This window comes from Sorangium sp. So ce448 (assembly GCF_051520915.1).
GTDB classification, from domain to species: domain Bacteria; phylum Myxococcota_A; class Polyangia; order Polyangiales; family Polyangiaceae; genus Sorangium; species Sorangium cellulosum_B.
Window position 1 is genome coordinate 3949612 of sequence record NZ_CP150343.1, and the last position, 15693, is coordinate 3965304.

General features: G+C 70.0%; 7 protein-coding genes. 2 read left to right on the forward strand and 5 right to left on the reverse strand.

The window, feature by feature from the left end:
* The first annotated feature begins 262 nt into the window (after positions 1 to 262).
* On the forward strand, positions 263 to 526 hold the full coding sequence (locus tag WMF45_RS15225) for a hypothetical protein (protein WP_437717606.1): 264 nt from the start codon (positions 263 to 265) through the stop codon (positions 524 to 526).
* Positions 527 to 752: 226 nt separating this feature from the next.
* Here the strand turns inward: WMF45_RS15225 and WMF45_RS15230 are convergent, their stop codons facing one another.
* The 3 genes from WMF45_RS15230 to WMF45_RS15240 form a co-directional block, all read right to left on the reverse strand.
* Positions 753 to 2522 (reverse strand): metallophosphoesterase, encoded by a 1770-nt coding sequence (locus tag WMF45_RS15230; protein WP_437717607.1) that lies wholly within the window; start codon positions 2520 to 2522, stop codon positions 753 to 755.
* A gap of 96 nt (positions 2523 to 2618) precedes the next feature.
* Entirely contained in the window at positions 2619 to 6413 is a 3795-nt protein-coding gene (gene mfd / locus WMF45_RS15235; protein WP_437717608.1) for a transcription-repair coupling factor, read from the reverse strand.
* Positions 6414 to 6921: 508 nt separating this feature from the next.
* Positions 6922 to 7845, reverse strand: coding sequence for a transposase (locus WMF45_RS15240; RefSeq protein WP_437717609.1), 924 nt, complete (start codon positions 7843 to 7845; stop codon positions 6922 to 6924).
* Positions 7846 to 8613: 768 nt separating this feature from the next.
* On the opposite strand from WMF45_RS15240, the gene WMF45_RS15245 reads away from it, so the two are divergent.
* Positions 8614 to 12711, forward strand: coding sequence for a hypothetical protein (locus WMF45_RS15245; protein WP_437717610.1), 4098 nt, complete (start codon positions 8614 to 8616; stop codon positions 12709 to 12711).
* A gap of 24 nt (positions 12712 to 12735) precedes the next feature.
* Here WMF45_RS15245 and WMF45_RS15250 read toward each other — a convergent pair whose 3' ends face one another.
* Together WMF45_RS15250 and WMF45_RS15255 are read right to left on the reverse strand one after the other, a co-directional pair.
* Positions 12736 to 14097: a hypothetical protein gene (locus tag WMF45_RS15250; RefSeq protein ID WP_437717611.1), complete on the reverse strand. Its 1362-nt coding sequence runs from the start codon at positions 14095 to 14097 to the stop codon at positions 12736 to 12738.
* A gap of 227 nt (positions 14098 to 14324) precedes the next feature.
* Complete coding sequence (locus tag WMF45_RS15255; RefSeq protein WP_437717612.1) at positions 14325 to 15413, reverse strand: hypothetical protein; 1089 nt, start codon at positions 15411 to 15413, stop codon at positions 14325 to 14327.
* Positions 15414 to 15693 lie beyond the last annotated feature (280 nt).

A 15693-nucleotide genomic window follows, 5' to 3' on the forward strand; every position in this document is an offset into this window, starting at 1 on the left:
CGCCCACCACCTGGGGCATTTGCGTGGGGGCGCAAGCCATGCACACGTCGTCACCGGAACTTGTGGTCGCCGTTGCCGCGCCCGGCTCGGCCGCCGCTCGAGGCTGCCGATGCCGGCCGCGGCGGGCGGTCCGGCATCCCGAACGACCCGGCAACCTCGACCTGGCACGGACCGTGATTACACGTCGGGAGACGGGAGACCCTGACAGCTTCCGTGGACCGGCGCCGCCAGCGCCGGCGCCGCGGGGAGATGGGATGTGCCTATGAAACGCTCTCTTGGCCGCTCGATGCGCGCCGCGCTCGCGCTGCTCCTCGCCGCCTCCGCGGGTTGCGCCGAGGGGCTCGCGAACGCGCCCAGCATCAACCGCGAATGGACCCCGGACGACCGTGGTCAGGACGCCATCGCGAATGGCCCGGGCTCCTGCCCCAGGGAAGGCCCCGATCCGCTCTCGCCCCCCGGTGAGCTGCGCGAGATCTGTCCGAAGGCCGCTCCGCCGAGGCTGCCCAGCGCCGCCGCGTCGCCCTGAGCGCAGCCGGCTCGCGCCAGAAAACCTCGCTGCGTCCTCTGACCTCACGTTCGCGCGCGCAGGAGCGCGCGGCGAGCTCGGCACGAAAGAGGTCCTTCTGCGGTCGACCGCTTCCACGAGCCGACGGACCGGACGTGGTTGTGCCTGCCAGCGCAAAGGCAGAATGTCCCGGCTGAGGCGAACTGCCTCATGCAGAAGGAACGATCGCCAGGGCTCCGGTCTGCCTCTACGGCTCGGACGCGCGGGCTCCCGCCGCGGCGCCCGCTGCGGGGGGGCGACTCCGCCGCTCGCCCGCGGGGCACTCGCGGTGCCCGGCGCCTGCCGCGTCGACCGTGAGTTGGCCGGTCCGGCGTGGCTGCCGCGCGGTCGGGAGGGTGATGGGCTCCTCGATGAGCTCCGGCGCCAGGGCGCCGTGGGCGGGGACGAAGTGCGGCTCGCCGGGCTTGCGATCGTCGGCCACCTTCCACGCGCGCGGCACCTTCCTCAGCCCCACGGGATAGAGGGTGAGGCCGTCGCGGTGGACGTGAATCCGCAAGAAGTTCTTGTAGTCCTGGATCCGGAGCGCCGAGAACGCTTCGTTGCCGTGCCGCCGCGCGACGTTGAGCGAGATCAGGAGATACACGCCCATGATCGTCGACCCGACCACGGCGCCGGTGGCGCCGACGAAGAGCGTCACGACGAGGAGGCTCCACATGGACGGGAGGTCCCGGACGTCGACGCCGAGCAGCGCGCCGCCGAGGTGCGCGAGCCCCAGCGCCGCCCCGAGGTGTGCGAGCGCGTGGAGCGAGCCCGCGAACCGGCGATACCAGGTCTTGTAGGTGTCCGTGAAGACGATGAACACGAGCACGACGACGAGGACCCACCCCACGGCCCCCGGCCCCGGACGGGGCAGCGTCAGGGAGGAGAGCATGTAGACGAAGGCGGCGGCAGGCCAGAAGCCGAGGTTGTGCCGAGCGAACCAGAGGTTGCGCCAGGCGAGCCGGCGCGACTCCGACTCTGACGGAAACGAGGCGCGCAACATATAAGGGCGCTGGTCGGCGCCCGCGCCGGAGCGGACCACGGTGACCGGCTCGCCGTGGGTCGGGTGGAGGAACGCGCCGCCGCCGCCGGCGATGACGTTTTGCCGGCCGTCCGCGGACTCGTGGCGGCGATAGTGGTGCAGATCTCCGGCGATGCGCGCGACGATCTCGACCCCGGGCCGCGCGTCGGCGAGCTGCTTCTCGAAGAAGGCGAGGTTGCTCTGGAGCTCTGGGTTGTAGATGGCGCCCTTCACCCAGTCAGGCTCGGCGGTGCAGAGGATCACGCGATCGCCGTCGCGCATGTCGTGCGTCGCCAGCTTGCAGAAATACTCGATCTGCGGCTGGTCGATGTCGGACTCGAGCTGGATGTCGACGCCGAGCAGCCAGAAGCCGTGGGGCAGCTTCAGCGCGAAGTAGCTCCGCGACTGGAACGTCTTCCAGGCGCCGAGCGTGCGTTTCTGGCCGAAGAGGCGCATGAAGCTCATCAGCCCGTCGTACCAGTCGTGGTTGCCAGGGATGGCGAACAGGTGCGGCGGATCCGTCACATCGGCCTTCGGGAGCGCGGCCGCGTAGGGCTCGACGAGCCGCGTCCAATACGCCTGACGCGTGGCCGAGGGGTAGACCTGGTCGCCGCCCATGATGAGCACCTCTCCGCGCCTCGTCTCCCGGCCGCCCAGCGAGAGGACCGGCCGCGCGAGGAGGGAGGCGATCGCGTAGGTGGGGTTGAAGCCATCGCCCGTGTCCGCCACGTAATCGATCCAGAGCTCGTCGCGCATGACGCCGCTACGGACGGCATAGTCGAAGGGCGGCTGCGGCCCCGCGATCGCCTCGAGAAGGCGGAAATCGCCGCGTGCGCCCATCAGGCGGGAGACGGTGAGGTCGAGCGCGGAGCGGGCCAGCTGGAAGGGGCTGTACCAGCAGGTCATGACGCTCCGCTGGAGCGCCGCGAGCCGCTCGCGATCCGGGCGATCGATCATCCGTCCCTCCGCTCACGGGAGGTTATCACCGCCGGAGCGCCGCGCCGCCTCGCCCGCGCGCTTCCGCGGGGCGCGACGACGTCGTGGGCGCTCCCGCTAGGCGAGATCACAGCCCTCCTTGAGGCAGCCGGCGAGCTCGCTGAGGAGCTTGTCGGTCGCCTCCAGACCGCTCGTGAAGACCTCGCCCTCCTTGGCTCGGCGGGTGAGCCGCATGTCGGGCGAGAGTCGGTAAGGTGAGCTCTTCGGCTGGACCAGCTTGAGCACCTTGGCATGGTCGAGCGGGGTGTCCTCGCGCAAGTGCAGCGTCACGCCCTTGGCGCTCGCCTCGCATGCGAGCGCCTTCAGCCGGCGCAGCTCGGTCTTGAGCCGCATGAGGTGCACGAACCGGCGCGCCTCGAGCGGAGGCGGGCCGAAGCGATCCTCCATCTCGACCGCGAGGTCCTGCACGTCCTCGGTCGAGGCGGCACCGGCGAGCCGCTTGTAGAGGGAGAGGCGTACGCCTACATCGGAAATGTACTCTTCTGGCAGAAGCGCGTCGGCGTCGAAGGAGAGCTCGGTGTCGACGTCGTGGACCACGGGTTCGCCGCGCAGCTCGTGGACGGCCTCGTCGAGCATCTGGCAGAAGAGCTCGAAGCCAACCTGGGCGACGGTGCCGCTCTGCTCGGCGCCGAGGAGGTCGCCGGAGCCGCGCAGCTCCAGGTCGAGCGAGGCGATCTGGAAGCCGGAGCCGAGCTCGGTGTGGCGCTCGAGGGCCTCGATGCGGGCGCGGGCCTCGTCGGTCATGGCGTTCGGGGGCGGGACGATGAGGTAGCAGTAAGCGCGCTCCTTGGAGCGGCCGACGCGGCCGCGCAGCTGGTAGAGCTGCGAGAGGCCGAACATGTCGGCGCGGTCGATGAGGATCGTGTTGGCGCGGGGGATGTCGAGGCCGCTCTCGATGATGGCGGTGGCGCAGAGGACGTCGTAGCGCCCCTCGACGAAGTCGAGCATCGCCTGCTCGAGGTTCTGCTCGCTCATCTGGCCGTGGGCGACGCAGATGCGGGCGCTCGGGACGAGCTCGGCGAGGCGGGCGGCGCGCTCGTAGAGGCCCTCGACGCGGTTGTAGACGTAGAACACCTGGCCGCCGCGGCCGAGCTCGCGGAGGACGGCCTCCCGGAGGACGGCCTCGTCGTGGCGGGTCACCACGGTGCGGATGGCGCGGCGATCGACCGGGGGGGTCGTGATGATCGACATGTCGCGGAGGCCGGAGACCGCCATCTGCAGGGTGCGGGGGATGGGGGTGGCCGAGAGCGTGAGGACGTCGACGTTCGTCTTGAGCGCCTTGATGCGCTCCTTGTGGGTGACGCCGAAGCGCTGCTCCTCGTCGACGACGAGGAGGCCGAGCCGCTTGAAGTGGACGTCCTTGGAGAGGAGGCGGTGGGTGCCGATCACGACGTCGACGCTGCCGTCGCGGAGGCCGCGAGAGACCTCGTCCTGCTCCTGCTTGGTCTGGAAGCGGGACATGACGCGGACCTCGATGGGGTAGGAGGCCATCCGGGATCGGAAGCTGAGGTAGTGCTGCTGCGCGAGCACCGTGGTTGGGCAGAGGACGGCGACCTGCCTGCCGGCGTTTGCGGCGCGGAAGGCCGCGCGGATGGCAACCTCGGTCTTTCCGAACCCGACATCGCCGCAGACGAGGCGGTCCATCGGACGGCCAGACTCGAGGTCGGCCGTAACCTCGGTGATCGCCCGGGCCTGGTCCGGCGTCTCGTCGAAGGGGAAGGTCGCTTCGAAGGCGCGGTAATCGTCGTCCGGCGGTGGAACGGGCTCCGCCGTGGCGGCGCGGCGCTCGGCGTAGAGGCGGAGGAGCTCGTCGGCCATCTTGCGGACGCTCTTCTCGACCCGCGCCTTTGTCTTGGCGAACGTCTGCCCGCCGAGCCGGTCGAGCTTGGGGGCGCCTTCGCCGCCGCTGAATTTCTGGATCTGGTTCAGGCGGTAGACGGGGAGGTAGAGCTTGTCGCCGCCGGCGTACTCGACGGCGATGAGATCGACCGTGGTTGAGCCGACCTGCTTGTGGACGAGGCCAAGGTACCGCCCGATGCCGTGCTCTACGTGGACGACGTAGTCGCCGACGCCGAGGTTGCGGAGGTCCTCTAGAAAGGCCTGCGACGGCTTCGTGGAGGAGGCGGCGGCGCGCGCGGCGCGGCGGTGAGCGCGGGCACCGAAGATTTCCTCCTCCGTGACCAGCGCGAGCCCCTCGGCAGGAGCGATGACGCCGCGCGCAAGAGAGCCCGTGACGACGAGGGCCGTGTCGCGCGGAGCGGCGGAGCTGCTGCCATCGAAGAACGTGGGGTCGAACGGACCGAGGTTGGCCTTCACCCGCACGTCGCGATGGCGGAGCAGGGCGACGAGGCGCTCAACCTGGGTCTGCGCGCGTGCAGCGATGAGCACTCGTAGGCCTGCTTCTTGCCAAGCGACCACGCGACGAACGAGCGGGTCGAGAGCGCCGTGCTTGCCGCGTGACGCGCGGGCCGTCTTGATGGCGCGCTCGAGGTCCGACTGGTCGCGCGTCGCGAGCGACGGGACGTCCTCAGGGACGACCTCGAAGCGCTCCAGCGAGTTCCGGTTTTCCGCAGCACCCTCAACCCCGGTGCGGTGCAGGGCAAGCACGACACGCGCGCCGAGCCACGAGGCAACGTGCGCCTCGTCCTCGTAGAAGGAGGCCAGCGGGAAGTGCGGCTCACGGTCTTTGTTGCTCCGATCGGCCGCAGCGCGACCGAGCTCGTTGCGCACGGCGGCAGTGACGGAGGATGGGTCCTCAAGGAGGATGAGCGCGTCGTCGGGCAGGTACGACGTGAAGGAGGCGAGGTCGATGAAGGCAGGCAAGTAGCCTTCGGCCCCGAAGAAGGCGCGGCCGCTCGCGACGTCGTCGACCAGGGCGCGCGCCTTGGTTGAAGGGAAGTCGATGACGTCACACGCGGCGCGCACCCGCTGGCGGGCCCGCTCGACATTGGCAGGCGTGAGGATCGCCTCGCGTGCCGGCGGGATCCAGACCTCCTTCACGTCGGCGACCGTGCGCTGGTCGTCGGGGTTGAAGGTCTTGATCGATGCGACGATGTCTCCGTAAAAGTCGATGCGCACCGGCAGCTCGGCGGAGGGCGCCCAGACATCGAGGAGCGCGCCGCGGACGGCGAAGGTCCCGGGGTCTTCTACGAGGGGGCTGCGGACGTAGCCCGATGCACCGAGGCGCGCCGAGAGCGCGTCGCGATCCATCTCCTGCTCGGCGATGACGAGCTCGGCGTGTTCGGTGATCTCGTCCCTGGGTACGACCTTGCGGGCGAGCGCGGTGATGGGGCAGAGGAGGACCGACCAGGGAAGGTCCATGCCGAGGTGGAAGAGCGTGGCGAGGCGGGTCTGGGCGCCTCGGCGGTCCGGGTTGACATCCGCGTAAGGGCTGGCCTCGTTCGGCAGGTAGAGAAGGACGCGGCCGAACGTGGTCGAGCCGGCGGCCTCGGCGTCATCGGCGTCCCGATCGACGAGCAGGAACGAGGTATCGGCCGCCAGAGCGCGGGCGCTGTCGACGTCGGGAGTGAGGGCGATGATCCGGCGCCCGGCGGCGGCCGCGATGAGGCGACGGATGACGAGGGCACCGGCCGAGCCGGCCGAGCCTGTGACATGACGGGTGCCCGGTGGCGCCGCGGCGAGCTCTGCGGCGAGCTCACGGGGCGTGACGACCCGGCGGTCTGCCGGGAGGTCGAACGACGGGAGCGGCTCGAAGTCGGCCGGCGTGGAGGCGGGCGGGCCGCTGGTAGCGGTATCGTTCGAGGCGCTGTCGTCGACGTGGCCTGAGAGCTCGGCGATCGTGGCGCTGAGCGGGGAGATCGAGGTGGAAGTGAGGGAGCGCTCGGGGGGCATCGGCGCAGCGCGGTCTAGCATAGGCGGCGCGATTCGACCCGCGGTCTCGACCCGACCGTGGTTCGCTCCGCGCGCGGGCTCAACCCCACCGTGCTGCGGCCGGGCACGCAACCCCACCGTGCTGGGAGCTTATCTCGTGTACGTCGTAGCGGGGGCGCTACGCGACGCGCGCGCCAGCTCGGTCCCCGTCCCGGATCGCCTCTCGTCACGATGGCAATGTCGACTCACGACTCCACTCCACGCAGACATCTCGACCGCTCGGACTCTGTTCACGCCGAGGCTGGCAGCCTCGAGCAAACCCGAGCTGGCGAGCCAGTACGCCTGCCTGCCAGCCGAATCGTCCGTTGTTGCGCATGAATCGAGTCTTGAAGGAGATCGAATGCTTGGTCCCGCCCGTCGCGTGCAACAACGCCGTATCCAGGCGTTGGTCGTGTCGTGCGACGGGCGAACCGATGCTCCTGGTTTTCCGATATTAATGTAATCGTGTCAACGTGCGCTGGTCCTGCGTCTATGCGGCCGCAGGCTCGCCCTCGTTAACGGTGACCCCGTGGAACACGCGCATCCACCACGTGCCCGCAGGGAAAATTACGCTGCGCGCGCCTGTGCGCCATTGATTGATCGAATGTCGGTATGCGATGCGAAAGGCTCGGACAGCCGCGATGGCGGCGCTCTTTGCGTCTGCCTGCCGGCGGCCGACTGCGAATACTGGATTGAGATCGCGAAGTGGCTCGATGCTCGTTGCTCGCTTGTAAGGAGAAATGTTCCTCGCGCGCGCAGCCCCGAGGAAGCCAAGCCTTTGTCGCTGTAGGGCAGCGTGAGCCTGCCTCTCGTGCAGATCGATCCGTCCTGTGATCTCACGGCGAAATTTGTCGGCGTTGGAATCGCTGATTGACGGTGGAAGCGTGATCGCAAGTGCCACGTCGGTTGGCCATTCGGGGTTTTGTGGATTGAAGTATATTTCAGGGCGTTGTGCGCGCAGCACGCCGCGGCCGATGTCGCCGACGAGCACCTTGGCCCCTGGCCACTCATGTGCATGCGGAACGAGACCAGCAGCGACCGGATTTGCGAGCGTATAAGCGATCTTCTCCACCAGAGCGTCCCGTGTTGCTAGCCGTACCACGCTCGTTGCTCGATCGTCCCACACCGGCCCCTCCCACGCGCGCAAGATCTTGGTGCCGAGAGCGACAAGTCGATGGAATCTCTGAAGAAATCGTGGTAGTTCGCCGTGTGTGTCTGTTACAACGATATGAATGTGCGTGGACATCACGCAGAGGGCATGCACGAGGATACCATAGCGATGGGCCGAGACGGCCAGGGTATAGATCACGAGCCGTGTGATCGCGGAATCGGGGCGGAAGAGAAAATGCCTTCGCAGTACACGGCGGGTGAGAAGATACGTAGCGCCGGGGACGATCGCACGAGGCTGGCTCATGCCTGACGGGTATGTCAAGCGCCGTGCCAGACTAGAAATTCAGGGATTTTTGAGGATTGGGGTGACCGAGCCGGTGGCGGCCGCCATCCTCTTCGCCACCTGCGCCACCCAATGGTCAGGTCGTGGGGCAGGGCAGAGCGTGTGTAGAGCGCAACGTCAGTCGAGCGCGACGTCGCAACGCGGCTCGGTAGACGGCGGCCGCTGCGAAGGCAATGAGGGCGATGCTGGCGATGCATCGTGGGCCGGTAACAAAACCAAAGAAGGAGCTCAACAGTTCTACAGGTGGACCCCGCCTCCCAGCGATACCCCCCACGTAGTCGCCCCTCGCTGCCCGGTCAGCCCGGACGGCGCATCCAGGTTGACGGCAGGTGAGGGGTCCGCCGCCAACCCGGGTGAGGGCCCCGGCCGCCAACCCGGGTGAGGGCCCCGTCGGAGATGCGGAGGTGGCCTTCGCAGCGGCACGCCGTCTCGCGGACCTCGTGCTCGCCCCCCGTCCGCCCAGGCGCCTGCCGGCCCCACGACGCTCCGCGCGGGACGCACCGGCTCCTGGCACACGGCTCGCCGGCCAGGACGAAAGGGGACGAAATGGAAAGCGCGTCGACGCGCGCCTTCGCGCCGGGCGCATCCGTCGCGCGGCGCGCGGCTTGCGCTGGCGTTGTGCGAGACCGACCCCAGCACATCGCGCCCGTTCGCCGGACAGGCCTCGCAATGTCGGGGAAATCGGCACGTCCTGAGAGCTCGCGGCATCTATCTCCTTTCGGAGGTGTTATGCGCGCGCGACGCACTGTCGCTTGGTTGCTCAGCGGGGGGCTCCTCACCGCCGGCGCCGGTTGTGGCAGCGACGAACCGGAGGCGCTCGGCGCAGCTCGGCTCGCGGCCGTCGCGAGCGCCGACCGCACCGTGCACGCGGTCGACGCGCTCGGCGCTCAGCACCAGCCCGCGCTCGCCGCCAACGCGGACGCGAGCATCCTCATCGCGACCTACACCGATCCGCGCGGCGCCCTCGCGAATCCGATCAGCCTGTCCGGCGTTGCGCGCTCCGCCGACGGCGGGAGATCCTTCGCCGAGGTCCTCGGCCCGAGCGGCGCGGGGGTGCTGCCCTCGGTCGCCGGCGGCCAGGTGCTCGGCGCCCCGCGCGTCGTCCACGATCCGACCCGCGACGTGTTCGTCAGCTCCTCCACCTACGTTCGCCCCGCCGATGGCCTCCAGGGCCTCTGCCTCCATGCCTCGAACCCCGGCAGCAGCACGGCCGGCTCCTCGTGGTCCGCGCCGGTCGAGGTGACCCCCGCGTTCGTCGCGGGGGAGAGCGCCGAGCAGGCCTCCATCGACGTCAACCCGGCGACCGGGCGCCTCTCCGTTACCTGGGTTCAGCGTGGCGGAGCGTCTCCGAGGATCGTCTACAGCCACTCCGACGATCTCGGCCAGACCTGGTCGCCAGCGGCCACGATCGCGCAGGCGCCCGCCGGTGGCGATCTCGACGGGCCGAACGCGCGCATCCTCGCCGGGGCGACCGACAGGGACTCGGTCGTCTACGCCGTCTTTCGCGCCATCGAGCCGGGGACCTCGCTGCGCAACATCGGTTGCCGCCGGTCGATCGACGGAGGCGTCACCTGGGGGCGGCTCACCCTCCTCGACGACGCCAGCTACCCCACGGAAGACCAGATCCTCGGCGTCGACCACGGAAGGAGCGCCCCGTCGATCGACGTCGACCAGGCCACGCGGCAGGTCTACGTCGTCTATCAGCGGAGCGGCGCCCACGGGACAGGGGACATCGCCCTGCGCTCGTTCACGGAGCAGTGCACCGCAGGCCCCGCCGTCCTCCTCAACAGCAATCCGGGGCGCGATCGGGCCCAGTTCTTCCCCTTCGTGGCCGTCGACCGAACGACCGGCACCGCGCACGTCGTCTACTACGACCAGGATGTCGACAGCTCCGGCGACCTGACCGAGATCGTCCACACCGCGTCGAGCGATCAAGGCGCCTCCTTCAGCCCGCCTGCGCCGATCTCGGACCACCCCTTTCACGCGGGCCATGGCAACGACGCCTCCCGGCAGAACCTCGGCGATCGCATCGGCGGCGTCGCGCTCGCCGGTGAGCTCTACAGCGTCTTCAGCATGACGGCCACCCCGCCGCGGTTCGACGAGGGGCAGCCGTCGTCGACCTCCCTGATCGCACCCAACGTCCACCTCGACGTCCTCGACGAGCTCGCCCGCGTTCCGCCGCTGCGCGCGGCCGGCGCCCGGATCGACGACACCGCGTGCGGCGCCCTCGCGAACGAGCGCGTCGATCCGGGGGAGCTCGTCGACGTCGGCGTCTACCTCGAGAACTACCTCGCCAACCCGATCTCCGGCAGGACGACCGTCTCCCGGATCACCGCCACGCTGTCCACAGAGACGCGCTCCGTGACCATCGTGAGGGCGAGCGCGCTCTACCCGGATATCGAGCCCCTCCGCACAGTCGCGGGCGACGCGCCATTCGTCCTCAGGACGGGCCGGGACTTCGTTCCTGGAGCGCCGATCGATCTGACGCTCACGGTGAGCTCGGCTCAGGGCACGGTCGAGCTGCCGATCCAGATCGAGACGGGCTCGCCGGGCGCCGCGGAGGTCCTCCTCCGCGAGGATTTCGACGCAGCGAGCGCGCCGGCGCTGCCCTCCGGCTGGCGGTCGGTGCGCGCCGGCGGGACGGCCGCCGCCTCGCCATGGACCGTCGCGCAGACGCTGACGCCCGGAAATAACGCGGCATTTCACGACGAGGAGGCGGCGACGTCGCTCGTCGCGCTGGTGTCGCCCGCCGTGACCATCCCGGAGAGCTCCGGGAACTCCCACGTCACGCTCGACTTCGATCTCACCTACGAGCTGGAGGACGATCCGCAAAAGCTCATCCAGGCGTTCGACGGTCTGACGCTGCGCGTGGAGGATCTCACGGCCGGCGCCGCGCCCCGGGCGGTGCTCGCGGAGGCGTTCGCCGAGCGGATCGTCACCGGCGGGAGCCACCACTTCCCAAAGCACCTTCCAGCCCGCGACGACCCGGCCTACCTGGAGGATAACGCGGTATGGTCCGGCAGCTCCAGCGGGAGCAAGCGCGTGTCGATCCGCTTCCCTGGCGCGGGGCTGCGCGGGCGGACCGTGAGGCTCCGCTTCGACTACACGCAGGACGACAGCCGGGTCTGCACGGATATCGGGCGCCCCGGGCCGTGCGGCGTCGCGGTCGACAACATCGTGTTCGCGGCGGTGCCGGTCGTGTCCGGTGCCTGCGGGGCGGATCTGGCCATCACCCAGACGGCCGCGCCGGATCCTGTGTCGCCGGGCGCCCAGCTCACGATGACGATCGACGTCGCCAACGAGGGACCGGGCGATGCGAGCGACGTCGTCGTGTCGTCCGTTCTGCCCGCCGGGGCGAGCCTCGTCAGCGCCTCGGGGACCGGCTGGACGTGCGACCGGGCCGGCGAAGAGCTCGCGTGCCGGCGCGCCTCGCTCGCCGCACGCGAGAGCTCGTCGATCGCGGTCACCCTGGTCGCGCCCACGCTCCCGCCGTCCACGGTCGACGAGGAGATCGAGAGCACGGCGAAGGTGAGCGCGAGCGAGCACGATCCGGCGCCGGAGAACAACGAGAGCGGCGTGCGCATCGACGTCTCCGTGCCAGCGCGCCTGATCGGCTATCTCACGGTCGTCGGCGAGCGCATCGCCGGTGAGGACCTCGCCTATACGGCGCTCATCAGCAACACGGGTGGGCGCGTGCAGCCCGACAATGCAGGGTTCGAGTTCGTGGACGTGCTCCCCCCCGAGCTCCTGCTGGAAGGCGCGTTCGCGAACAGCGGCGCGGTCTCGGCCGATCCCGCCACCAACACGGTGGGCTGGGACGGCCATATCGAGCCGGGGGAGTGGGTGGAGCTCACGATGGAAGCGCTCCTCCTTCCCCTGACCGATGGACTCGTCGTCACGAACCAGGGCACGCTCTTCTTCGACGCGGACTCCGACGGCGTCAACGAGTCGAGCGCGATGACCGACGAGCCCCTGTTCGCCGGCGCGGCCGATCCCACGGTGCTCACGGTGAGGCCCGCCGTCTGCGGCGATGGCGAGCTCGGGCTCGGCGAGCAGTGCGACGACGGCAACCTGCGCAACGGGGATTGCTGCTCGGCTCTGTGCACCGCCGAGCCGCCGACCACGATCTGTCGCATCGCGACCTCGCTGTGCGATCCCGGGGAGTATTGCGACGGCGCAGGGAGCTGCCCCACGGACGTGAGCCTGCCGGACGGCGCCAGCTGCGATGATTTCGATGTCTGCAATGGCAGCGAGGTCTGCTTCCAGGGACTCTGTCTGAGCGACATCCCGCTCTACTGCGATGACGGGGATCCGACGACCACGGACGAATGCCATCCCTTCTTTGGCTGCCGGAACACGCCGATCAGCGCCACCGCGGGAGGGGGCGGAGGCGGCGACGACGGAGGGACTGCAGTAGGCGTGGGCGGCGGCGGAGAGGGCGGCAGCGGCGCAGGCGGCGGCGGAGAGGGCGGTGGCGGCGCAAGCGGCGGCGGCGCAGGCGGTGGCGGCGACGCCGGAGGACCGGCCGAGGGCGCTGGAGGCAGGGGCGACGGCGCCGGCGGCGATTGCTCCACCGATGCCGGCGGGGCGGGCGGCACAGGGGTCGGCGGTGGCCGAGATGCGGCGGGTGGGGGTGGGGAAGGGGGAGGGGGCCAATCCGAGGGAGGAGCGCCCCAGGGCCACTGCTGCTGTTTGAGCATCAGCTGCGCGTATGCGGTCGTCGGCGGTGAGACCGGGTATGCGTCAGGAGCGGCCCGCGCGCTCGCGCTGTGCGGCGTCTTCGTGGCGCTCGGCAGCGCGCGCCGCGCCCGCCGCCGTCGCTGCTGACGGCGGCGCCCGCGCGCCCTGCGATCACCTGTAGACGAAGACCCCCTTCAGATCCTCGGTCTGCGAGATGGGCGTGCCGTCCTTCTTCGAGGTGGTCCTGAACTGGTAGATCATCCCCGGGATCAGCGCTGGACCGTCGTACTCGACGGAGACGTTCTCGCTCCCCGACACCCTGGGCACCTCGAGGTTCTCCCAGATCTTGGCGCCGAGCGCGTCGAACAACCGCACCTCGTACAGATCTTCGCTGGAGTCGTCCTCGAAGACGAACGTCGGTGTCCCGCTCACCTCCTCCATCGTGCTCGCGCCGGGCGAGACCACGGCGAGCGCGCCCGTCACCTTGAAGGACTCCGCGACGGGCAGATCCTGGCCGGAGACCGCGATGCGCACGATCTCGGTCCCGCCAATCGACGTGTCAGGATCCCGCACGAGCGCGTCGTCCTCGAAGGCGGCCAGGACCACGTACTCGCCGTCGGGCACCCCGGCGATCGAGAACTCGCCGGTGACGTTGCCTTGCCGGAGCCCTCGCGGGGTCTCGCCGCGCGCTGTCGCCTCGTCAAAAGTATCGGCCACGACGAGGATGACCGACGTCGCGCTCCCCCCTGGAGCATTCACGATCTCGACCTTGCCGCTCACCACCGCCGTGGCGTCTCCGGTCGCGTGGAGATCCACGCCCGTCGTCTCCTTGCCGGCGCTGACGGTCGCGCTCGCCGTGTCGAGCGCGAGGTCGGCGGCATAACCCTTCACCGTGACGTCGCCCGCAGCCACGTTGTAGATGGTGTAGCTGCCGTCGAGATCGGCCGCGCCGGTGGCGCCGCCCGCGACCAGCAGCGTCCCGCCGGGCTGGTCGGCGTGGACGACCCCGGAGATGGAACCGAGCCCCTCGCTGTCCGAGAGCGGCAACAGCGAGATCTCCGTCGCCGCCGACTCGATCGCGAGCGGTTTGCCCGCCGCGGTGGAGAGGTCGATGGGCAGCGCGACCCGCGGCGCCTTCGGGAACGTCTCGTACGTCTGCGCGTCGGCGCGCAGCGTGATGTTGACCTCGATCGGAGCGCCGCTCGCGTCGCGCCGCGCGGGCACGACGAGCTCATACGTCCCGTCGGCCGCGGTGACGGCCACCCGGGAGATCACCGCGTCGCTCGGGTCCCGGGCGAGCACGTGCGCGCCCGCGATGGCCTTGTCGTCGAGCGAGTCGTAGACGCGCCCCCTCAGGGTCACCGGCTCGAAGCAAGCGGGCTCGGCGCCCTCCACCTCCTCGCACACCTGCGGGGCGGCGCACCCTGTCTGCGCGGCCACCGAGCAGCTCTGCGGCTGACCCTCGTCGTCGCCGCCGCACCCCATCCCCATCAAGGCGCACAGCATCCCAACAGACATCGAGCGCATCACCATCGACTCGTCTCCTTTCAAACCACGTCTTGTCGCTGCAGGCTCAGCTTCTCAGCTCGCGAGCGGCCAGCGCCGCCGCCTGCGAGCCTGTCGCCGCTCCGAGCAGGGACAGTGAATCACGCAGGCGCGGCGGGCACCGAGCAGGGGGAGCACATACCTCCGGTTCTTCCGTGTCTTTCGTGGTTCAATCCCTGTCCTCGAATCCAGGGAGAACCCGGTCAAGCGCAGGGCTAGTTCAAGATGACCTGGCAGCAGCCGGTGATGCAGTAGTAGCCTGCGGCACAAGGCTCCTGGCCGGAGAGCCCGCACGGCTGGACCCCCGCTGCGCACTGGCCTTGGGGCTCGCCGGTGGGCCCGCCGCCGCTGCCGGTCGCGTCTCCGCCGCCGCCTGTCGCGGCTCCGCCTCCGACTCCGCCGCTGCCCCCTGCGCCGGTGCCGGACTCGAAGCAGTCGTCTGGCAGCGTGTCCTTGCCAAGGCACAGCTCGCAGCGGCCGCACTCGTTCAGGCAAGCATCCACCGGTGTGCAGGGCTCGCAGCGGGTCGGGTCGGACTCGTGGCCGCGCGAGCAGGAGCCTTCACCGCTGCCATCGGCGTCGGAGCCGAGCCAGACGTACTTGCCGCCGCCCGCCGGCAGCTCGCAGCAGCCGAAGCAGTCGCAGCCGTTCGGCGTGAGCGGACCGCAGGTCGTATGGCACATATCGGACTGCTCGCCGTTGAGATCGCTGCAGCTCTTGCCATCGGCGCCCGGCGTCGAGGCCCGGCTGTCATAGGCGCACATCGTCCCGTTGTTGGACTCCGGGTGAAACCCGGGCGCGACCTCGTGCTCATCGCATTTGTGGTTCCAGTGGCAATCGTCGTTGCCGGACCCGGAGTCCTGGTCGAAATAACAGTCGACGGTGCACGCCGGCCCCGCCTGGCCGGGGATCCCGCCGTAGTAGCTGCCCTCGGTGTTGTCGCACGGGCCGAGGCAGTCCGGATCCTGCGCGTCGAGGAGCCCATCGTCGTCGTTGTCGACGAGATCCCCGCACGCGTACGTCTTGCCCTGGCACTCGACGATGCTCGTCGGCGTCGCCATGCCTCCGCCCGCGGCGCCGGTGCCGGCCCCTCCGCCGCTCGCGCTGCCGCCGCCGCTCGCGCTGCCGCCGCCGCTCGCGCTGCCGCCGCCGCTCGCGCTGCCGCCGCCGCTCGCGCTGCCGCCTCCCCCCGCGCCGCCGGACGGGGCGGCGCCGTCAACGGTGCTGTCGCTACAGCCGGCGCTGAGGGTGAGTCCAAACAGGGCGGTCACCAACGAGAGAGAGAGAGAGAGAGCTAGGCGCATGGTGTCTCCAGAGGTGGCTCAGGCGCTCCCGTCCGCAGCGCGCGCTGCGGAGCGGGACTACCGGCGCGTTCATCCGGAGCAGTTCCGCCGCGGTCAGGTCACGGCTCAGAAAAAGACCCGTCGCGAAAAAAACGCGGAGCCATCGCGAAACCGGCGTGTCGTCGTGGGGTGATAACCCACGTTGTGCTCTCCGTTGTCTCTTCTCTTCGGGGTGGCAACCGAGCGGGCACGCTCGTCGCTCTCATGGGGTCGCGTGGCCCGCTACACGCCAGGGCCGCGC